Here is a 19759-nt window from a genome sequence, read left to right on the forward strand (position 1 = left end):
GGATGCGCACACTCGTCGTGGACCACCCGCTGGTCGCTCACAAGCTCACCGTACTGCGGGATAAGAACACCCCTTCACCGGTCTTCCGGCAACTTACCGAAGAACTCGTCACGCTCCTGGCCTACGAGGCCACCCGCGAGGTCAAGACCCAGCCTGTCGAAATCGAGACGCCGGTCACCAAGACGGTTGGTACGGCTTTCACCAAGCCCACGCCTCTGGTGGTTCCCATCCTCCGCGCCGGGCTCGGCATGCTTGAGGGCATGACCAAGCTGGTCCCCACAGCCGAGGTCGGCTTCCTGGGCATGGCGCGCGACGAGGAAACCCTGGACATCATCACCTACGCCGAGCGCCTGCCCGAGGACCTCACCGGCCGCCAGGTCTTCGTCCTGGACCCCATGCTTGCCACCGGCGGCACCCTTCGCGAGGCCATCAAGTTCCTGTTCAAGCGCGGAGCCTCGGACGTCACGTGCATCTGCCTGCTGGCCGCCCCCGAGGGCCTGTCCAAGCTTGAGGAAGAGCTCGCGGACAAGAACGTCAAAATCGTCTTGGCCTCGATCGACGAGAAGCTCAACGAGAAGTCGTACATCGTCCCGGGCCTGGGCGACGCGGGCGACCGCTTGTACGGCATCGCGGGCTAATTCCAACACCCCTACCTGCATGATTTAGGGCCGCTGCGTCATGGATCATCACTGACGAGCACCTCTAATTGGGAGGGGTGAACGTGAAGGTGATTCTGTTGGGGGCTTCATTGATCCCTTGGGTGCTCGGATGCTTCGCCGTCTACGTCACGTCGGCGCAGTTTTCCGGTCTTGGCATTGTCGAGTCCTACCGGGCATTTGAGGTCGGATCCAACATAGGCAATGCGCTGTGGTTTGTCTCTTGGACCGGGGTCTCGGCGGCGGTTTGCTGGCTTCTCGCTCGAAAGAACGATGCTGGAGCAGTCCGGTCAGCGTCATTTGTGCTGTACTGCTACGGCACGCCCGCCGCGCTTCTGATACTTCCGGACGCAGCCATGAGTTTCGCCGTATCGCACGTCCGGGCATTCACAGACGACACGGCCCTGCATTCGCCCGTTGTTGAGTTTCTTGTTGTCAGCGGAGTTGGTGCGCTGGTTTGTGCCGTGGCGCTCTCGGTCTGGGGCGGAATCCGAAAACGGCACGGTGCTGCCCAAGCATCGGGTCTTTGAGGAAACGTACACACCCCTACCGCTTTCCACCGTGCCCCGTTAGCCTGTGGCGCATGGACTGGAAACTTGAACTGGTGTTTGTCCCTGTGTCCGACGTGGATCGTGCGAAGGATTTCTACGTCAACAAGGTCGGTTTCAACGCCGACTTCGATGAGCGTCCCATGGACGGCATCCGCTTTGTCCAACTCACTCCGCCCGGCTCGGCCTGCTCCATCGCCATCGGTGAGGGCCTGTCCGACGCTCCTCCGGGGACCGCGCCCTCCCTCCAAATCGTGGTCAGCGACATCAACAAGGCACACGAACACCTCAAGTCCAACGGCGTCGACGTCAGTGATATCGACATCCAGGACTGGGGCCACTTTGTGTACTTCGCCGACCCTGACGGCAACAAGTGGGCGATTCAGTACATCCCGCACCGTCAGGACGGCTAGTCACTGTCCCAACGAACAGGTCACCGAACGCGCACTGTGCGGCAGGATGGAAACATGATCCTTCCTGCCGCACAGTCCTTGCCTACCCAACCCCAGACCTTCACGGTCCGCGCCGTCCTCTTCGACATGGACGGCACTCTGGTGGATTCCACGGCAATCGTCGAGCAAGTGTGGCTTGAGTTCGCTGAACGCTATGGCCTGGACTATCAAGAAATCCTGCGGACATCCCATGGCGTCCAGGCTGGTGACACCGTGCGCCGGTATGCCCCGGCGGGCGCCGACGTCGTTGCCCTCACTGCCGAGCTGGGCGAGATGGAACGCAACCGCACCGACGGCATCATCGCGTTGCCAGGCGCCGAAACGCTCCTCGAAGCACTCCCGGACGACGCCATCGCCTTGGTCACCTCCGCGGACCGCATCCTCGCCGACATCCGCATGCAGGCTGCCGGACTCACCATGCCAACGACGGCGGTGACCGCCGAAGCCGTTACGCGCGGCAAGCCGCACCCCGAGGGATACCTCAAAGCCGCCGCGCTGCTGGGCGCGGAACCGGCCGACGTCGTGGTTTTCGAAGATGCACCGGCAGGCATTGCTGCCGCCCGCGCAGCCGGCATGCGCACGGTGGTAGTGGGCGATGCGGGGGGTGAGCTGGAACCCGGCATGTGGCGGATTCCCAACTACTCGGCGGTGACGGTCAAAGCCGTCCAGCACGACGACGGCGGCTACGTCATCACGCTTACGCTGTAACTCTGGTCGGCCCGGTGAACCGGGCGTAGGCTGTGCGCATGTCTGCGTTGCCGGAGGCATACGGTGCTGCCTTGGAGCGTGCCATGGTGCACGCTACCGATTGGCTCACCTCGGTGCCCACACGTCCAGTCCGTCCCCAGTACGACGCCGATCAGGTTGCCTCAAGCCTCCTGCCGCGGCTGCCCGAGGAGTCGTCCGATGCCGCCGAAGTGGTGGATGAGCTCGCCGCGTTGGCCGAGCCGGGGCTCATGGCCATCCAATCCGGGCGTTTTTATGGGTGGGTCATGGGCGGCACGTTGCCTGCAGCCATGGCCGCCGATTGGTTGGTCTCGGCGTGGGACCAGAACACAGGTCTGCGCTTCGCCACTCCGGCCGCAGCCGCGATAGAAGAGTCAGCCGCTGCCTGGTTGCTTGACCTCCTGCACTTGCCGGCCACAGCCGACGTAGGTTTCACCACGGGAGCCACCACAGCCAACTTCGTAGGGCTCGCTGCCGGCCGTCAGTACCTCATGGACCAGGCCGGATGGGACCTCGAAAGTTTGGGTCTATCCGGGGCTCCGCGAATCACAGTTTTCGCCGGACGCGAGCGGCACGCGGCCGTGGACCTTGCTCTGCGGTACCTGGGTCTGGGCGCGTGCGTGCCGGTTGACGCGGATGACCAAGGCCGGATCCTGCCGGATGCCCTTGCCGCGGCCATGGAACAGCAGCCCGGGCCGTCGTTGGTGGTCCTGCAAGCAGGAAACCTGCATTCGGGGGCGTTCGACCCCATGACCGAAGCGGTGAACCTCGCCCATGACCGCGGCGCGTGGGTCCACGTGGACGGTGCTTTCGGGTTGTGGGCCGCCGTGAGTCCTGTGCTGCGGGAGCGCTTGGCCGGCGTCGAGCTCGCTGATTCCTGGGCCACGGACGCGCACAAGACGCTCAATGTTCCCTATGACTGCGGGCTTGCCATCGTCTCCAGTCCTGAGGCTCTGCGACGAGCCTTCAGCATCCACACGAGCTACTTCATAGCAACGGATGCCGGCCCGGGAGACCCGTTTGAGAAGGTGCCCGAGTTATCCCGCCGCGCCCGGGGTATCCCGGTATGGGCAGCCCTGCGCCAACTGGGCCGCAACGGCGTGATCGCCATGGTGGAGAGGCTCGCCGCCAACGCCCGAGCGCTGGCCGACGGGCTCTCCGCACTGCCCGGAGCCGAAGTGCTCAACGACGTTGTCTTCACGCAGGTGTCGGTAAGCTTCGGCAGCGATGAGCGGACACGCCGGGTGACGCAACGGCTCATGGCGGAAGGCGCTGTGTGGATGTCCGGTTCGTCCTGGCAGGGACGGGACATCGTGCGGATCTCCGTCAGCAACTGGGCTACGGACCCCGATGACGTTGCGACATCCGTCGAGGCGGTCCGGCGGGCCATGGAGCTGGAACCCGAAGCGTAGGGCCTGTCAAACCCCGAATCCGCGCACCCGTTGCCGCCCCGCGCCCCACTTGTTGGTTAGTGGCGCATCCTTTCCCGCCCCACGCGCCCACGGTTACGGGAGCGAACGGCGGCAACTGTCGCGATCGCCTGGCTTTAGCCGCGGGCCTCCTGCAGGTACTTCACGAGTCCGGTCATTTGCTCCGCGCTCCAAGGAAGGTCTGCGCTGATCGCTTGGCTGTTCTCCTGCCACGCGGCCCTGGCAGCAACTTTGGTGTCCTCGGTCGAATGGAACATGGACCCGATGCCGTTCCAGTTCCGGACCCATGCTTGGACGGCCGGATCGGACACGGGTGTCTCCGCCGCGACGAAAGCGAGGCCCTCCTTCACCAGACCGGCCCACTGTTCCTTGGCAGCCTCGATCTTTTCGGCACCCAGTTCGTTGCGCTTCTCTGCAAGTTGCTCCCGCTGTTCCGGGGTGAAGTGGTTCTCAAACACTGTGATCATCTCCAACGTGGTCATGAATTGTTCCGTGGTGGGAATGACGGGTCCGTCCATCCGGGCCAGCAGCTCGCCCAAACGGTCCTCGAGCAAGCGGACCTGTCGGGCGTGTTGTTGGACGTGGTCCAGCTGCTGTTGCAGGAGCCCGCGAAGGGAAGCCACGTCATCCGAGGATCCCAAGGCGTCGGCGATCGAAGCCAAAGGGAGCCCCAGCATTTGCAGTGCCTTGATCCGGTAGAGCCGCCGGACATCGTCTTCGCCGTAACGCCGATGCCCAGCCGATGTCCGTTCATTCGTGGACAGCAGCCCGATCTGGTCGTAGTGATGGAGTGTTCGAACGCTGACACCACACGCTGCGGCCAGTTCACCGATGCTCCACGGACCGTTGCCCCTTGTTCCCGTCATGGGAACCACGCTAAATCCTTACGTAACGTCAGGTGCAAGCCTGTTTGGCGCACCCTTTCGCGCCCGGCGACCCACTTGTTCGACTGGGGCGCACCCATTGCCGCCTGGCGCCCCGGTAAGTACGGGTGCGTGCGGCGGGAACGGTAGCGCTCGGTGCAGGCTCGTTGGTGGCGCACCTGTTTCCGCCCGGCGACCCACTTGTTCGACTGGGGCGCACCCGTTTCCGCACTGCGCACCTCTTGTTCGTTGGTAGCGCACCCGTTTCCGCTCAGCGCACCCCGGATTACGGGTGCGTGCGGCGGGTAGGGGTGCGCCGGGCGCAAGCTCGTTGCCGGCGCGCCCGTTTCCGCGCTGCGCACCTCTTGTTCATTGGGGCGCACCCATTGCCGCCTGGCGCCCCGGTAAGTACGGATGCGTGCGGCGGGAACGGTAGCCCTCGGCATACGGAACGCAAGCCTCATCCCGGAAGTTCGTACACCGTGGTTCCGCCGATGGTCTGCGCCCGGTAGTTCGCGGCCACCCAAGCTGCGATCTCAATGGCCGCATCCGAGCCGCCGTTGCCCTGCATGAGTCGTCCGCCAATGAAGTAGTGGATCTTGCCGTCAGCCACGAGTTGCTGGAACTGCGCCAGCGTTGGCGAGGGATCGGTACCGTTGAACCCGCCCACCGCCATCACCGGCAGCCCAGTGGCCAGTTGGTACCCGGCGGCGTTGTTGGAACCCACGACGGCGGCTGCCCAGGTGTAGTCGCCGGCGTCGGCTTTCAGGGCGCTCACCAATTCGGACGACGGGGTTGTGGCGTTAAGCAGCCCACCCATGCCGCCGCCCTGCCCGCCGCCACCAGCGAAGCCCTGGCCACCGGCACCCTGCTGTGCTGAACCCTGTCCGGTTCCCTGTCCCGTGCCCTGCTGCGAGGTTGGCCTTCGCACACCCTGTGGTGCCGTGTTCCTGCCCAAGCCCGGTCCAAATCCTGCGGTGCCGGCCGGACCTGCGCTCACGATCGCGCCTGTGTGGGGTTCAGCGGCCGTCGCTGCCGAGTAGGCCAGCGGTCCGGCGAGCGATACCGCGACGGCGAGTCCCACCGTCGTGCGTATTACCCAAGACCGTGTCCAGCGGCCGCTGAGGACAACGGCGCCGGCCACCACAAGAGCACCCACCAGGACAACCCAGCGCAGCCACGGAAGGAAGGTCGGGGTGCGGCCAAGGAGGGTGAACGCCGTGGCACCCGCGGCGAACACCGCAGCGCCAAGCAAAAGCGCCACGGGAAGCTGGGAGCGGCGTTGCCACAACAACACACCACCCAGGCCTATCAACCCCGCAATTCCGGGAGCCAGTGCCACCGAGTAGTAGGGGTGGATGATGCCCTGCATGTAGCTGAACACCAGTCCGGTCACCAGAAGCCAGGAAACCCACACTATGACCGAAGCCCGGACGGAATCGATCCGCGGAGCACGCCGTCCAAGCCAGAGCAACGCACCACCGAGGATGAGGGCCGACGGAATCAACCATGCGATCTGGCCGCCGAATTCCGCGCCGAACATGCGCAGCAGTCCCGGCGTACCCCACCCGTTGCCGCCGCCGCCCACACTGCCGGTCTCGTCACCGTTCAGGCGGCCAAGGCCGTTGTAGCCGAAGGTCAGTTCAAGGATTGAGTTGTTTTGCGAACCGCCGATGTAGGGTCGCAGGTTTTCGGGGACAAGCTCGACGGCGGCAATCCACCACCCAGCGGCGGCCACCATGGCGCCTCCCGCGGCCAGGAGATGGAGCAGGCGTCGGACTGGCTTGGGCCGGGCTGAAACGAGGTAGGCGAGCGCGAAGCCAGGAACCACCAGGAAAACCTGGAGTTGCTTGGCAAGGAAGCCAAACCCGAGGAACACGCCGGCGAAGACCAGCCACCTCAGCTTGTCCTCCTGGACGGATCGGACCACCCCATAGCCCGCGGCGGTCATGAGCAACACCAGCAATGCGTCCGGGTTGTTGAACCGGAACATGAGCGTGGCCACGGGAGTGAGGGCCAGAACGGCCGCGGCGAGAAGGCCCGCCCGGTGGGCGAGGCGGTCATTGCCGGTGGCGGGAAGGGCTGCCCGGCGGATGGCAAGGTAAAGGATCCAGGCCGTGGCCACGCCCATCAGTGCCTGGGGAACCAGGATGCTCCACGAACTCAGGCCGAACAGCCGAACGGACAGGCCGGTGATCCACAGGGCTGCCGGCGGTTTGTCCACGGTGATGGAGTTGGCGGCGTCGGAGGAACCGAAGAACCACGCCGTCCAGTCCTGGGAACCGGCCTGGGCCGCGGCGGAGTAGAACGCGTTGGCCCAGCCGGAGGCGCCCAGCCCCCAGATGTACAGGATTGCGGTTCCCAGGAGGACGGCACCCAGTTCGAGGCGGTTCCGGAGGAGTCCGGCGGAATTGGCGGCAGAGCCCTTGGCCAGCCGCGGTCCCCGCCAGCGTATTCCTCGCCTGCGCAGTCCCCGCTGGCTGGTTGCGCTCGCCGTTGGATCCTGACGGGCGTCCGGGCGTGGCTTGAAGTATGTTGTCACGGTCAGTTCACCAGCTTGTAGACGGTGGTGCTGCCCACGGTTTGTGCTTCATAGTTGGCTGCCACCCATGCGGCCACTTCAGAGTTGCCGCCCCGGCCGCCACCGCCCATGCCGCCGCCACCCATCCCCCCACCGGAGATGAAGTAGCTGATCTGGCCCTTGTCCACTATGTCCTGGAACTGGGCCAGGGTGGGATAGGGGTCGCCGCCGTTCCAGCCACCCAGGGCGATGACGCTGGTGTTCGAGGCGAGTTCCAGGTCTGCTGCCTGTGTTGCTCCGGAGACGATCGCGGACCACTTGGTAGTGGTGGATTTCAGCAAGGCTGTCAGTTCGGCGTTGGCTGTGCTCCCGCCCCCGGGTCCGCCAAAGCCACCGGCTCCGCCTCCGGGGAAGCCGCCTGCGGCCGCATCCTCTGCACCGTTGGTTGCATCGGGAACTGTTGCGTCGGGAAGCGTGCTGCCCGAGGGCGCTTCACCAAGACCGGCAGTCCCGCCCAGCCCGTTTTGCGCGTTGCCGAGGTCACGGTTGCGGCCGTCGGTTCCGGCGCGTGTCCCGAAGCCACCGCTGGCCGCGCCCGCGGGTCCCGATGTCGGAATGGAACCCGAATGCGGGGTCGCGGCAGTGGCAACCGTCCAGGCGCCGGTACCCAGGCCACTGGCAAGCAGAGAGACCACCACGACGGCGGCCGCCGGCAGGCGTCGGAGCGTGCCCTTGAGCGCGGAGGCAGTGAGTCGGTCCACCCGGAGCAGCAGGGCGACCGCCGCGAGGACGCCGAGGACCACAACGAGGATGCGTAGCCAGGGCAGCCACGTGGCATCCCGTCCCAGCAGTATGGCCGACCAGAGGGCGCTGCCCAGCACCACGACGGCCAGGACGATCCGGGCCGCCCATGAGTCGCGGCCGCGCCACAGCTCGACGCAGCCTATGCCGATCAGTGCGGCGATGGCCGGTGCCAGCGCCACGGCGTAGTAGGGGTGGACGATGCCGCTCATGAAGCTGAAGATTCCAGCAGTGACGAGCAACCAGCCGCCCCACATGAGGAGGGCAGCCCTGCTCCGCGAGGTACGGATTTCGCGGCGGGTGAACCACAATCCGGCTACAAGGAGGATGAGGGCGGCCGGGAGCAGCCAGGAAACTTCTCCGCCGAAGCTGGTGCCGAACATACGGCCCAGGCCGGCCGCGCCACCGAATCCGGCATTGCCGCCCATGCCTCCGCCACCGCCGGGCATGCCGCCCCCGGCACCACCTTCGCCCGATCCGGTGATGCGGCCCAGGCCGTTGTAGCCGAACGTGAGTTCAAGGAAGCTGTTGCCCTCCGACCCTGCCATGTAGGGGCGCGCCGAGGCGGGGGTCAGCTGGAAGATCGCAATGTACGTCCCGGCAACAGCCACGATTCCCGCTGCGGCGGCCAAGAGGTGCAGGATCCTGTTGCGGAGCGTTGTGGGAGCTGCCCACAGGTACGCGAGCGCCAGTCCGGGCACAATCAGGAAGCCTTGGAGCATCTTGCTCAGGAACGCCAGCCCAACAACGGCACCGGCCGCGGCAAGCCACTTCCAACCCGCCTTCTCGATGGCCCGAGTTGTCAGGTAGGCGGCCAGCACCAGGCACAGCGTGAGCATGGCGTCCGGGTTGTTGAACCTGAACATCAGCGCTGCAACCGGGGTCAGAGCCAGTGCGCCACCGGCGATGAGGCCCGCCGCGGGTCCGGCCACGCGCTTGACCGCCAGGTACAAAAGCCCGACGGCGGCCACTCCCATGAGTGCCTCCGGGACCAGCATGCTGGTGGGGGAGAAGCCGAAGACCCTGCCCACGAGCGCGGGAATCCAGAGGGAAGCCGGTGGCTTGTCTACGGTGATGGCGTTGCCGGCGTCGAGCGAGCCGAAGAACAAGGCCGTCCAGTCCTTGGTGCCGGCCTGGATGGCGGCGGCGTAGAAGGAATTGCCGTAGCCCGTGGCCGCGAGGTTCCAGAGGTAGAGGAAGGCTGTCGCCACGATGAGCCCGGCGGCGGAGGGGCGGACCCAGCGAGCCTGCCGACCGAACGCCAAGCGCTGCAACCGTGATTTGGTCTGCCGGGTGGCCACGGGTTCCGCTGCGGTGGCCGTGCCCGGTTGGAGTGCGGTGATCACTTCGCTGCCACCTCCGTGGCCTGGTCGGGCGTCGCTGCCAGCGTCGGGCGGCGGAACACCCACAACCGGAACAGCAGGAACCGGGCCACCGTTGCGGTGAGGTTCGCCCCAACCACGGTTGCCACCTCAACCCAGCGGTCCGGCGTCGTGCTTCCATGCACCAGGGCGAGCGCACCGGAGGTGAGCGCCAAGCCGATGCCGAAGACGATCAGCCCTTCGAAGTGGTGCCGTGCGTGGTTGCCGCCGTGGATGCCGAACGTGAAGCGGCGGTTGGCGGCGGTGTTGGCCACGGCGGTGATGATGAGCGCCAGGAAGTTGGCGAGCTGCGGGTCCATGAAACCACGGCAGAGCAGGAAGATCACAAGGTAGGCCACGGTGGACACGGCACCGATGAATCCGAAGCGAACCAATTGCCCGAACAGGCTGGTGCGCGGCGTGGCCTCGGAGGTCCGTGAGGAAGCGGGGAGCGGTCCGCGGGCCAGTGCGGCACGAAGTTCGGGAACGGGGATGCGCCCGGTGACCAGGTCGCGCGTCAGGCGCGCCATTCCGCGCAGGTCCGCTAGTGCGGTACGTACGACGTCGACGCTTGAGTTGGGATCGTCGGTCCAGTCCACGGGGACTTCATGGACGCGGAGTCCGCAGCGTTCGGCGAGGACCAGCAGTTCGGTGTCGAAGAACCAGGCGTTGTCCAGCGTGTGCGGGAGGATTTGGTGGGCAACGTCAGCGCGGATGGCCTTGAAGCCGCACTGCGCGTCGGAGAACCGGGCGCCCATGACGGTGTGCAGGAGGACGTTGTAGCTGCGGGACACGAATTCGCGCTTCGGCCCGCGGACTACCCGGGAGTTGCGGGAAAGCCGGGTGCCGATGGCCAAGTCCGAGTGCCCGGAGATCAGCGGGGCCAGCAGTGGGGCCAGGGCGGCGAGGTCGGTGGAGAGATCCACATCCATGTAGGCCAGCACGGGAGAAGGCGACGCGAGCCAGACCTGGCGGAGGGCGTTGCCCCGACCCTTTTCCTCGAAGCGCATGACGGCAATCTCGGGGAGTTCGCGGGCCAGTCGCTCGGCGATCTTCAGGGTGTTGTCCGTGCTTGCATTGTCCGCCACCGTGATGCGAAAGGAATGCGGGAAAGTGTCCACGAGGTGTCCGTGCAGGCGGCGCAGGCACTCCTCGAGGTCTGTTTCCTCGTTGTGGACGGGAACGGTGACGTCTAGGACGGGAACCGTGGTCCGGGTGTCCACGGGAGAGCGCCGCATCTGCCGGTGGGGCAAGGCAGGAGCGGCGGAGTGCCCCGCATGGGCGGGGTTCGGCAGCGCACTGGTGGCTGGATCTATAAGCGTCATGCATCCACAGTGGAGCCGCCGATTGTGAGGGCTTTAGGCGGAAGCTGTGACGGGACTGTGTAACTGAGGCGCGGCCGGACATGCGAAAGCCGCCCCCGTTCACGCCGTGCGCAGCAGTTGGGGTTGCTGCGCGCGGCGGGAACAGGAGCGGCTATCGGAAAGCTTCCGGGCTTAGTACCAGTTGTTGGCCAAGTGGAAGGCAAGGGCTGCGGACGGCGAACCGTAGCGTTCCTTGATGTAGTTCAGGCCCCACTTGATCTGGGTCTGGTAGTTGGTCTGCCAGTCGGCTCCGGCGGATGCCATCTTGGATGCCGGGAGCGACTGGACAATGCCGTAAGCGCCACTGGAAGCATTGGTGGCAGTGGTCCGCCAGTTGGATTCCTTTTCCCACAGGGTGTTGAGGGCGGTCATTTCGCCCGGGCCCCAGCCGTAGTTGGCCAGGATGCTGGCGGCATAGGCCTTGGCTGCTGCGGGATCGTCGATTGCCTTGGGGGCAGCGGCGGCGGCTGCAGCTGCTGCTGCCGCCTTGTCAGCGGCGGCCTTTGCTGCGGCGTCGGCGGCGGCTTTCTCGGCTGCTGCCTGTGCTGCGGCAGCCTGGTCGGCGGCGGCCTTCTCTGCTGCTGCCTTGTCAGCGGCGGCTTTGTCCGCAGCGGCCTTCTGGGCGGCGGCCTGCGCAGCTGCTGCCTTGGCCGCGGCGTCCTGCTTGGCAGCATCTGCCTGCGCAGCGGCCTCTGCGGCAACATTTTCGCGGGTCTGGGGGCTAACCTGCGCAGCGGCCTGGGTCTGGGCGGCCTGGCTCAGTTCCGGCAGGTTGAACGCGGCATTGGCGGCCTGTCCCAGCGAAGCGACGCCGAGTGCGGCGGCAACGACGCCGGCTACGACCGACATGCGGTGGCCGGCCTTGCCCTGGCGCGCGGCGTTCTTCAGAACGGCCTGCGACTTGGTCAGGGGAGCATCGTTTTCGTCGCGATGACGCGCGGAATGGCGCGTCTGATCCTTGAATTCAGACATGTGTGATTACCTCTCAGCGCCTGCGGAGTTAGCTGTCGGGTTCGGATGAGGTCATCCGGCCGCGCGCGTAGCAGCGGCTTCACCCCAAGGGCCGGCGCAATGCCTGGCCCGGAGACTCTGGGTCCCCCGTCTCTGCCTCGATGAGAACGGAACTCCGGGAAGTGGCAGAGCTCGGCGCATCCCGGGTGCGGGCCTCTTGGGGCGACCCACCCTTTCGACGGTACAGGAGGATTTTGCTTAAGTCACATTTAGGTAACAGAGATCACGACGGCGGTGCGTCGCCTTGCCGGTTTCGTTATACGCGTTCACTGGTCACCGAAGGGAGCCGCAGAGCGAACTCCGTGCGCCCCGGTTTGGAGGTCACTTCGACGCTGCCACCGTGCGCTCCGACGATCGATTCGACGATCGACAAGCCCAGCCCTGAGGTGCCCTCCGACCCCGAACGTGCCGCGTCGGCCCGGGCGAATCGGGAGAAGATCCGGCCCTGGAAATCCGCGGGAATGCCTGGCCCGTTGTCCGTCACGGTGACCACTGCACTCCCGTCCGCGCTCAGCATGACGCCGGTGACCACAGTGGTGCCCGGATCGGTGTGCTTGCGGGCGTTGGACAGCAGGTTGGCCAGCACCTGATGAAGTTGCGTGCCGTCTCCACGGACCGTGATCGGTTCGTCGGGAAGCTTGAGCTGCCATACGTGGTCCGGGGCCATCACTTTCTCGTCAGTCACGGTTTCAATGACCAACTGCGTCAGGTCCACGTCCGTGACCTTCAAAGGCTGCCCTTCGTCCAAACGAGCCAGGAGCAGCAAGTCCTCCACCAAAGTGCTCATCCGTTCCGATTGGCTTTGGACGCGTGCCAGCGACTTGCGGCCATCCTCGGTGAAGTTCTCGGTCATGCGCAGCATCTCGGTGTAACCCCGGATGGCCGTGAGGGGCGTACGGAGCTCATGGGAGGCGTCGGCAACGAATTGCCGGACCTTGGTTTCACTTTCCTGCCTGGCTTCGAGGGCGCTGGCAACGTTGTTCAGCATTTGGTTGAGGGCATAGCCCACGCTGCCTACTTCGGTACCAGGGTGTGAGGCCGACGCGGGTACGCGCACCGCGAGAGCTACCTCGCCGGCGTCGAGTGGCAGGCGGGAAACCTTGGTGGCCACTTCGGACAGTTGCTCCAGCGGCCGCATGGTCCGCCGGATAATGACGGTGCCGGCCAGCCCGATCAGTACCAGTCCACCCAGTGACACGAACACCATGGTCCAGACGAGGGACGCTTGGGTGCTCTGCTTGTCAGCAAGTGGCAGGCCTGTCACGATCACGTCGCCGTAGGCCGTCTTTACGGCGACCAAGCGGTAGTCGCCGTTGGACAGCGAACGGTCCACGGGTCGGTTGTCCAGGGGGAGGTCCAGCAGGATCTGTTTGTCTTCGGTAGACAGAGTGGCACGGTTTCCGGCGGCATCTATGAGCCCGGCGCTGCTGACGGTCGATCCGCTGATCCGCGCATTCAGGGTTCCGGCGCCCTGCCCACGGGCTTCGAGGGGGTCCGGCCGGCCGTTCGGGAAGCTCGACGGCGGTCTGCCGAAGTCGTTTGCGCGGCTGGACGCCTGCTCCAATTGCTTGTCCAACTGACGGTTGAACACCATGTCCATGGACGCATAGCTCACTACGCCCACCGCCCCGCAGATGGCAACGAGCAGTGCCATGGCTACGAGCACCAGACGGGTCCGCAAATGCCAGGTGGATGGGTCCAGCCAACTCCGCTGCGTCTTCCTGGCGACCCCTGAGAGTGTGGTCAAGGCTTAGTCCGCGGGCTTGATGACGTAGCCTGCGCCACGAACGGTGTGGATCATGGGCGGGTGGTTGGCCTCGATCTTCTTGCGCAGGTAGGAGATGTAGAGTTCCACGATGTTGGCCTGTCCGCCGAAGTCGTAGTCCCACACGCGGTCGAGGATCTGGGCCTTGCTGACCACGCGTTTAGGGTTCTCCATGAGGTAGCGCAGGAGCTCGAACTGGGTTGCCGTGAGGGCGATGTCCTCGCCGGCCCGGGTTACTTCGCGGGTGTCCACATTCAGGGTGAGGTCGCCCACCACCAGTTCTGCGGTGTCCATGGCGGCAACACCTGAACGCTGCACCAAGCGGTGAAGGCGCAGCAGCACTTCCTCCATGCTGAACGGCTTGGTCACGTAGTCGTCACCGCCCGCCGCCAGGCCAACGATGCGGTCCTGTACGGCGTCCTTGGCGGTGAGGAAGAGGGCGGGGACTTCCGGGGCGAACGCGCGGATCCGGTTAAGGACCTCGACGCCGTCGAATCCGGGAAGCATGACGTCCAGCACCAGGACGTCCGGGCGGAAGTCTTTAGCGAGCTTCACGGCTTCTGGTCCGTCGGCGGCCACGGCGACGGACCAGCCGGCCATGCGGAGGCCCATGCTCATGAGTTCGGCGAGGCTCGGCTCGTCGTCGACCACCAGGGCGCGGATGGGGGAGCCGTCCGGGTGGGAGAGCTGGGGAAGGTTGTTGGTCATGGAGTGCGGGGATGCCATGTGACAACTCTCCAATCTGCTGGTTTGCCGGCGCTTTGCCGGTCCTGTGAGGACCCTGTGAAGTCAACACTAGCGAGGTGGGAGTCCTGAAACACGCGAATCCACAGGTCACAGGAGGGACTGCTCCTCAACACAGCTTCCGCACAGCCAGGCAGCCGACTCTGGGGCCTAAGAGGACCAACAACCCCATCAGGAGAACACCATGAACCAGCAGCAGCGCCCCGAAGACCCTACGTCCCCGGCCTCGCAAGGCAGCACCCAGCCCGGCGGGACCCAGCCCTCGGCTGGGTGGGGCGCTCCGCCGTCGGGCCTTTCCGCAGCCAACAGCGGATGGGGGGCTCCGACGTCGGGCCCTTCCGCAGCCGATAACGGATGGGGAGCTCCGCCGTCAAACACCAATGGCTGGGGTGCTCCTTCCGCGAACGGCTGGGGCACCTCCCTGCCCGGCAAGGACAAGGGAACCCTGCCGAGCCGGTGGACGCTCAAGCGGACCCTCATCGTGGCCGGCGTTGCCGTGGTTGTCGCCGCAGGAACGGCCGCGGGTTTCTACTCCTTGGGTAACGCCGGCTCGGCAGATGCGGCCAATGTTCCGTTGGGCCAATCCGGCGGACTCGGTGCGCAGCAAGGTGTGTCCGGACAAGGCCTCGGACCCGGCGGAACCAGCCCGGATGACAGCGGGCAAAGCGGAACTGGCACGAACGGCCTGGGCACGCCTGGTCAGATGGGCGGCATGTCGCCTGACGGCTTGGGCATGGCCGGTGGCCTGAACGCCGCAATCCATTCGGAGTACGTGGTTCTCCGCGACAACGAATACGTGACCATGGCCGATCAGCTCGGCACGGTCAGTGAGGTTTCGTCCAATTCCCTGACGGTCAAGAGCTCCGATGGGTTCTCCAAGACGTACGTCCTCAGTTCGGATACAGCCGTAGCCCAAGGCACCAGGCAGCGGGGCGGCACCACCAGCAGCCTGACCATTGCGGACATCACGTCGGGCGCCACGGTGCGGGTAACAGCGACCAAGGACGGCGACACCTACACGGCCGCATCCGTCCGGCTCACCACTGCAACCACGTCCTCGGGACAGGGCTCGACGTCGGGTTCGGGCACCACTTCCTGACCCGCCGCCCGCACGGTGTAGCCGTTTCTACCGCTTGTAGCAGATTGGGGCCACTAAAATCGAGATGGAGTCGAGTTGCGACTGGTCAGTAACTGTTTCAGATCGTGAGATTCCATGGCCGCGTAGGGATAGAAAATCGCGAAGGCCATAATGCACTATTCGTCGAAGAAAGTTCACTCCATGTTCAATATTTCGGGCATCGGACGAATGGAATGACGTTCATTTTAGGGGCCTGCTGAATTGTGATTTGAGGCACAATACTGCCCGTTGTCTCAGGATGTGGACGTTAGGGCACATTGTTACTTGCGTGTTGCCTTTGTTACGTTGCACACTTCCAATGTGAACAAGAACTCAACAGCACCTGCAGCCGCAGCAATCTGGTCCAGCGCACCCGCTGGCGACGAGACCCGCTGTTGTCGAATGCAAGCCTAACTTTCCACCCCAAAGAAGTTTCAGGCATTCGCCCCCTTGCCCAGCGTTGGGCGCCCCTCCCCGGACTCATTGCGGGGACAACCAGCATTCGAAGCCGCGATGACGGCTATTCACTTTTGAGGTAAGCACTCCATGTCAGTTGCATCCGGATACGTCCACATCTCTGTCCGTAACGCCAATAAGGCCGCTTCCAATGCCGGCCTCCGCCCCGGTTTCGGCAACCGTCCGGGCTACGCCCCCGGTTCCCAGGGCGCCCAGCAGGCACCCGGGTACGTCCCGCAGGGCTACAACCCGAACTCTTACGGCCAGTTGCGCGCAGTACCCACCAACGAACCAGCGCCTATTACTGCGCCCACCCCGGTGGTTGCCCAGACCGAGCGCCTTCGCCCCGTCGCCAACGACAACGTGGCCCGCGGATTCGTGCTCTACATGGGTATTGACGAGGAAACCGCTGCAGCTGCCGGGACGTCCATTGCCAAGCTGGCCCAGGAAATCCGCGCCTACGCACAGTCCCTCGTGACCGGTGCCGAGAGCTACGCCGCAGTCGCTGTTGCGCCGGCCAACGCACCCGGGTCCGCACTCGACGTCGTCCGCTCCACCTTTGGTGACCCCACGGTTGCTGCCCGCCAGCGCACTGAGGCCGCCCGTCCCGCGCCGCAGCAGGAAGCCCGCCCGTCCGGCGTGCTCATCGACCTGGCCCGCCGCGAAGTCCACCTGGACGGCGAATCCCTGAACCTGACGTTCAAGGAATTCGAGCTCCTCAACTACCTCGTGGAGAACGGCACCCGCACCGTGGGCCGCGACGAGCTCCTGGAAGGCCTATGGCGCAACGCCGAGGAAGTGCCCAACGAGCGCACCATCGATGTCCACATCCGCCGCCTCCGCTCCAAGCTGGGCCGCCTGGCCAACACTGTCCGCACGGTCCGCGGCCAGGGTTACCGCTTCTACGAGCACCCCGAGGTCATTGTTTGGGCTGCTCCGGAATACTCCATCTAGCAGCACGCGCAAAGCGCCCGCCTCCCATGGGGAGGCGGGCGCTTTCGTATTTGCATCGGCTTGGCAGCTATAGGGTTGAGGCATGAGCGACCACCACATCAAGCGGCTTGTGATCATGCGGCATGCCAAGGCTGACTGGCCTCTCGGCGTCCCGGACCACGAACGGCCCTTGGAGGAGCGTGGCCACCGCGAAGCTCCCTTGGCCGGCAAGTGGCTCCTGAAGCACAAGATCGTGCCGGACTTCATTTTGTGTTCTTCGGCGCTCAGGACGCGGCAAACCTGCACGTGGGTCTGCGACGAGCTTGGGGAGAAGGCTCCGACGCCCAAACTCGAGGATGGCCTGTACGCGGCGTCGGCCACAGGCATGTTGTCCGTGATCAACCATGTACCGGACACGGTGACCACGCTGATGATCATCTCGCACATGCCGGGCGTCCAGGACCTGGCCATGCATCTGGCTTCCCGCGACTCGGATCACGACGCCTACATGGATGCTGCCACGCGTTACCCAACGAGTGCGTTGACGGTAATGGAAACAGAGAAGCCGTGGGCTGAGCTGGACGGCCAGGATGCCAGGCTGACGCATTTCAAGGTGCCGCGCCACTAGCCCGTTGACGGGCAGCTGGGATGCAGTCCTAGTGTGGGTCCGGTTCCGCAAGCTGCGGCAAGCACATGCAGCGGATCTCGAACACGGGAATGCCCGCGGCCTCCTCGCCGTGGCCGGTGGCAATCAGGTATTCACCGTCGAACATGTACACGGGAAGCTGTGGCGCGAGGTATTCGTTGTAACGGCTCGGGTAGACCCATTGTCCGCGGATATCGAAGGCCGGAAGTGCGTACGTGTCTCGGCGGTTGTGGGCACTGGGAAAGAGCTCATCGTCCACCATGTGGTAGCTGGCCAGCCCATACAGGTGATGGTGGTTCGTGTCCGTGGGAAAAAGGATTGCTTCAACTGCCATGGCCCCTCCGAGCGGTGTTGGACCGGCGCATCAGGCGCGCCGGTGGTTAGGTAAGGTTAAGCTAACCTAACCCCGTGGAGAGTGTCGAATGTTCCTCAGTGTGACGTTGCTTGCAGCGGCAGCTCCTGTTGGGCAGCCACCTCGCGGAGCAGGCGCACGGCGTGGCGGATGTTGGGGCTCGCCGTCATGGTCTTGCGGTGAACGATCCCGACGGCGCGCTGCTGGACTGGATTCACCAAGGGGACGGCCACTACCGCAGGTGGGAGCCACGGACGTCCCAGCCGGGGGACCAATGCCACGGCCACTGCCTGCTCCACCATGGCGACGTGCGTCGAAAAGTCGGGGTCGTAGACGCGGATGTCCGGCACCCGCCCCAGTCCGGCGAAGATCTGCAGCAACGCTTCGTTACAGATGGCACCCGCCGGGGTGCTCACCCAGGTCTCGTCCAGCAGGTCTTCACGCTCGACGGCGGTCCTCGCCGCGAGCGGGTGGCTCCTGTTGAGCAGGACGTCGGCTTGGTCGAGGCAGAGGTCCTCAAGCACCATGTTCTCCGGGATCACCAGCGGCACGGAATTCCAGTTGTGCACCACGGCGAGCTCGGCCTCGCCGGATGCGACGCGTTGGACGGCTTCGCGCGGATCCTCGGCGAGGACGCTGATTCCAAGCGCGGAACCGGCCGACGCCATCCTTCCCAGCATGGGACCCACCAGGCCGCGGCAAGCCGTGGAGAAGGCAACCAGGCGGAGCAGGCCGGAAGGCTTCTCCGGATCGGCGAGCAGCGTGGCCTGCAGCTCTTCCAACTCGCCCAGGATTCGCCGCCCATATCCGGCAAGGGCGAGGCCCCGCTCGGTGAGCAGTACGCCGCGCCCATTTCGTTCCAGTACGGCTACTCCTGCCTGCTTCTCAAGTTTCTTGATCTGCTGGGACACGGCAGACGGGCTGTAGCCCATCACTTCGGAGGCGGCCACTACCGACCCGTGCTGCTCTACTGCCACCAAGGCCCGAAGCGCGGAGATATCAATCATGAAGTAAATCTACGTTGTTTCATGCTGAATTCAACGCTGGTGCTTCATCGAGAATGGAGTCAGAGTTAAGTCGTGAACCTTCGCCATTCTTTGCTCGCGGTCCTTGTCGCCGTCCTTTGGGGCATCAACTTTGTTGCCATCGACCTTGGGTTGCACCCAGCAGGCCACGACGTCCCGCCGCTGCTCTTCGTGTCCTTCCGTTTCCTTCTGGTGGTCTTTCCGTGCATCCTGTTCATCCGCAAACCTGACGTGGGCTGGAAGGCGATTGCCGGCGTCGGGCTTTTCATGAGCGCCGGGCAATTCGGGCTCCTGTACCTGGGCATGGCGTTGGGTATGCCGGCGGGCCTGGCTTCGCTGGTCCTGCAGGCGCAGGTGCTTTTCACGATCCTGCTGGCCTCGCGGATCCTGGGGGAGCGACCGACGCGGCGGCAGATGGTTGGCGTCATCCTGGGCATCGCCGGCTTGGGTGTGGTGGCGTTGGGGCGGAGTGCCGTCGCTCCCGTACTGCCGCTCATGATCGTGCTTGCCGCGGCGTTGTCCTGGGCCGTTGGGAACGTGGTGGCCCGGCACTCGAAGGCAAAGTCCGGGCTGGGGCTGGTGGTCTGGTCCGGCGCCGTGGTTCCCGTGCCGATGGCGGCGCTGTCCCTGGTGGTGGATGGTCCGGAGGCGGTGTTCGGAACCATCGTGGATCTGCAGCCGGCCACCATAATGAGCGCGGTGTACACGGCCGTGTTCGCCTCGCTGATTGGTTACGGGATCTGGAACAGGCTCCTGACGCTGTACCCGAGTTCCGACGTCGTGCCTTTCACGCTGCTGGTACCCGTGGTGGGGATGACCGCCGCTTGGCTGGTGCTTAGCGAGGTTCCGACGCCCGCCGAGATCCTGGGCGGCTTGGTCCTGCTCCTCGGCGTGGCGACGGCGGTGCTGGGAGTGTCGCGCAAACCACCCGTTGTGGGGCCTGCTCTGCGGGCCAAGGTGCTCCGGTAGCGCGTTCTGCGGGCCCCGC

The 19759-nt window shown here is 65.2% G+C and carries 18 protein-coding genes and 1 riboswitch; of the genes, 9 read left to right on the forward strand and 9 right to left on the reverse strand.

What is annotated here, in order from left to right; translation table 11 throughout:
• Window positions 1-2 precede the first annotated feature (2 nt).
• From upp to ACIPV6_RS09475, 5 genes are all read left to right on the forward strand, one after another.
• Entirely contained in the window at window positions 3-638 is a 636-nt protein-coding gene (gene upp / locus ACIPV6_RS09455) for a uracil phosphoribosyltransferase (RefSeq protein WP_397323816.1), read from the forward strand.
• Between the two features lie 83 nt (window positions 639-721).
• On the forward strand, window positions 722-1186 hold the full coding sequence (locus ACIPV6_RS09460) for a hypothetical protein (protein ID WP_400270623.1): 465 nt from the start codon (window positions 722-724) through the stop codon (window positions 1184-1186).
• Window positions 1187-1239: 53 nt separating this feature from the next.
• On the forward strand, window positions 1240-1617 hold the full coding sequence (locus ACIPV6_RS09465) for a VOC family protein (protein ID WP_397323818.1): 378 nt from the start codon (window positions 1240-1242) through the stop codon (window positions 1615-1617).
• 54 nt (window positions 1618-1671) lie between these two features.
• Window positions 1672-2364 (forward strand): HAD-IA family hydrolase, encoded by a 693-nt coding sequence (locus tag ACIPV6_RS09470; protein WP_400270624.1) that lies wholly within the window; start codon window positions 1672-1674, stop codon window positions 2362-2364.
• A gap of 38 nt (window positions 2365-2402) precedes the next feature.
• The gene (locus tag ACIPV6_RS09475) at window positions 2403-3794 is read left to right on the forward strand and encodes a pyridoxal phosphate-dependent decarboxylase family protein (protein ID WP_400270625.1); all 1392 of its coding nucleotides are present in this window, start codon (window positions 2403-2405) and stop codon (window positions 3792-3794) included.
• Window positions 3795-3928: 134 nt separating this feature from the next.
• Here the strand turns inward: ACIPV6_RS09475 and ACIPV6_RS09480 are convergent, their stop codons facing one another.
• The 7 genes from ACIPV6_RS09480 to ACIPV6_RS09510 form a co-directional block, all read right to left on the reverse strand.
• Window positions 3929-4678, reverse strand: coding sequence for a MerR family transcriptional regulator (locus ACIPV6_RS09480; RefSeq protein WP_400270626.1), 750 nt, complete (start codon window positions 4676-4678; stop codon window positions 3929-3931).
• Window positions 4679-5135: 457 nt separating this feature from the next.
• Window positions 5136-7217, reverse strand: coding sequence for an ArnT family glycosyltransferase (locus tag ACIPV6_RS09485; RefSeq protein WP_400270627.1), 2082 nt, complete (start codon window positions 7215-7217; stop codon window positions 5136-5138).
• 2 nt (window positions 7218-7219) lie between these two features.
• Window positions 7220-9343: an ArnT family glycosyltransferase gene (locus ACIPV6_RS09490; protein WP_400270628.1), complete on the reverse strand. Its 2124-nt coding sequence runs from the start codon at window positions 9341-9343 to the stop codon at window positions 7220-7222.
• Window positions 9340-10683, reverse strand: coding sequence for a glycosyltransferase (locus ACIPV6_RS09495; protein ID WP_400270629.1), 1344 nt, complete (start codon window positions 10681-10683; stop codon window positions 9340-9342). The genes ACIPV6_RS09490 and ACIPV6_RS09495 overlap by 4 nt, the downstream gene beginning before the upstream one ends.
• Before the next feature lie 171 nt (window positions 10684-10854).
• On the reverse strand, window positions 10855-11694 hold the full coding sequence (locus ACIPV6_RS09500; RefSeq protein WP_400270630.1) for a hypothetical protein: 840 nt from the start codon (window positions 11692-11694) through the stop codon (window positions 10855-10857).
• 3 nt (window positions 11695-11697) lie between these two features.
• A riboswitch (cyclic di-AMP (ydaO/yuaA leader) is annotated at window positions 11698-11881 on the reverse strand.
• A 108-nt stretch (window positions 11882-11989) separates the two neighbouring features.
• A complete protein-coding gene (locus ACIPV6_RS09505; RefSeq protein ID WP_400270631.1) occupies window positions 11990-13480 on the reverse strand; it encodes an ATP-binding protein in 1491 nt (496 codons plus the stop codon).
• 3 nt (window positions 13481-13483) lie between these two features.
• The gene (locus ACIPV6_RS09510) at window positions 13484-14224 is read right to left on the reverse strand and encodes a response regulator transcription factor (protein WP_397323830.1); all 741 of its coding nucleotides are present in this window, start codon (window positions 14222-14224) and stop codon (window positions 13484-13486) included.
• 202 nt (window positions 14225-14426) lie between these two features.
• Between ACIPV6_RS09510 and ACIPV6_RS09515 the strand changes: the two genes are divergently transcribed.
• The 3 genes from ACIPV6_RS09515 (at window position 14427) to ACIPV6_RS09525 (ending at window position 17376) form a co-directional block, all read left to right on the forward strand.
• Window positions 14427-15341, forward strand: coding sequence for a hypothetical protein (locus tag ACIPV6_RS09515; protein WP_400270632.1), 915 nt, complete (start codon window positions 14427-14429; stop codon window positions 15339-15341).
• A gap of 564 nt (window positions 15342-15905) precedes the next feature.
• A complete protein-coding gene (locus ACIPV6_RS09520; RefSeq protein ID WP_397323832.1) occupies window positions 15906-16769 on the forward strand; it encodes a winged helix-turn-helix domain-containing protein in 864 nt (287 codons plus the stop codon).
• An 82-nt stretch (window positions 16770-16851) separates the two neighbouring features.
• On the forward strand, window positions 16852-17376 hold the full coding sequence (locus ACIPV6_RS09525; RefSeq protein ID WP_400270633.1) for a SixA phosphatase family protein: 525 nt from the start codon (window positions 16852-16854) through the stop codon (window positions 17374-17376).
• 28 nt (window positions 17377-17404) lie between these two features.
• On the opposite strand, the gene ACIPV6_RS09530 is transcribed toward ACIPV6_RS09525, so the two are convergent.
• Together ACIPV6_RS09530 and ACIPV6_RS09535 are read right to left on the reverse strand one after the other, a co-directional pair.
• Window positions 17405-17728 carry a hypothetical protein gene (locus tag ACIPV6_RS09530; RefSeq protein ID WP_400270634.1) on the reverse strand — a complete coding sequence of 108 codons (324 nt, stop codon included), beginning with the start codon at window positions 17726-17728 and terminating at the stop codon, window positions 17405-17407.
• 95 nt (window positions 17729-17823) lie between these two features.
• Complete coding sequence (locus ACIPV6_RS09535) at window positions 17824-18753, reverse strand: LysR family transcriptional regulator (RefSeq protein WP_400270635.1); 930 nt, start codon at window positions 18751-18753, stop codon at window positions 17824-17826.
• Between the two features lie 72 nt (window positions 18754-18825).
• Here ACIPV6_RS09535 and ACIPV6_RS09540 point away from each other — a divergent pair, with 72 nt between their 5' ends.
• Window positions 18826-19740: an EamA family transporter gene (locus ACIPV6_RS09540; protein WP_400270636.1), complete on the forward strand. Its 915-nt coding sequence runs from the start codon at window positions 18826-18828 to the stop codon at window positions 19738-19740.
• Window positions 19741-19759: the final 19 nt, after the last annotated feature.

The sequence above is a fragment of the Paenarthrobacter sp. NPDC089988 genome (assembly GCF_044748465.1).
Taxonomy (GTDB): Bacteria; Actinomycetota; Actinomycetes; order Actinomycetales; family Micrococcaceae; genus Arthrobacter.

Coding starts and splice junctions, on each gene's coding strand:
- upp (WP_397323816.1), top strand. CDS start 3: ATGCGCACACTCGTCGTGGACCACCCGCTGGTCGCTCACAAGCTCACC.
- ACIPV6_RS09465 (WP_397323818.1), top strand. CDS start 1,240: ATGGACTGGAAACTTGAACTGGTGTTTGTCCCTGTGTCCGACGTGGAT.
- ACIPV6_RS09470 (WP_400270624.1), top strand. CDS start 1,672: ATGATCCTTCCTGCCGCACAGTCCTTGCCTACCCAACCCCAGACCTTC.
- ACIPV6_RS09475 (WP_400270625.1), top strand. CDS start 2,403: ATGTCTGCGTTGCCGGAGGCATACGGTGCTGCCTTGGAGCGTGCCATG.
- ACIPV6_RS09480 (WP_400270626.1), bottom strand. CDS start 4,678: ATGACGGGAACAAGGGGCAACGGTCCGTGGAGCATCGGTGAACTGGCC.
- ACIPV6_RS09495 (WP_400270629.1), bottom strand. CDS start 10,683: ATGACGCTTATAGATCCAGCCACCAGTGCGCTGCCGAACCCCGCCCAT.
- ACIPV6_RS09500 (WP_400270630.1), bottom strand. CDS start 11,694: ATGTCTGAATTCAAGGATCAGACGCGCCATTCCGCGCGTCATCGCGAC.
- ACIPV6_RS09510 (WP_397323830.1), bottom strand. CDS start 14,224: ATGGCATCCCCGCACTCCATGACCAACAACCTTCCCCAGCTCTCCCAC.
- ACIPV6_RS09515 (WP_400270632.1), top strand. CDS start 14,427: ATGAACCAGCAGCAGCGCCCCGAAGACCCTACGTCCCCGGCCTCGCAA.
- ACIPV6_RS09520 (WP_397323832.1), top strand. CDS start 15,906: ATGTCAGTTGCATCCGGATACGTCCACATCTCTGTCCGTAACGCCAAT.
- ACIPV6_RS09525 (WP_400270633.1), top strand. CDS start 16,852: ATGAGCGACCACCACATCAAGCGGCTTGTGATCATGCGGCATGCCAAG.
- ACIPV6_RS09530 (WP_400270634.1), bottom strand. CDS start 17,728: ATGGCAGTTGAAGCAATCCTTTTTCCCACGGACACGAACCACCATCAC.
- ACIPV6_RS09535 (WP_400270635.1), bottom strand. CDS start 18,753: ATGATTGATATCTCCGCGCTTCGGGCCTTGGTGGCAGTAGAGCAGCAC.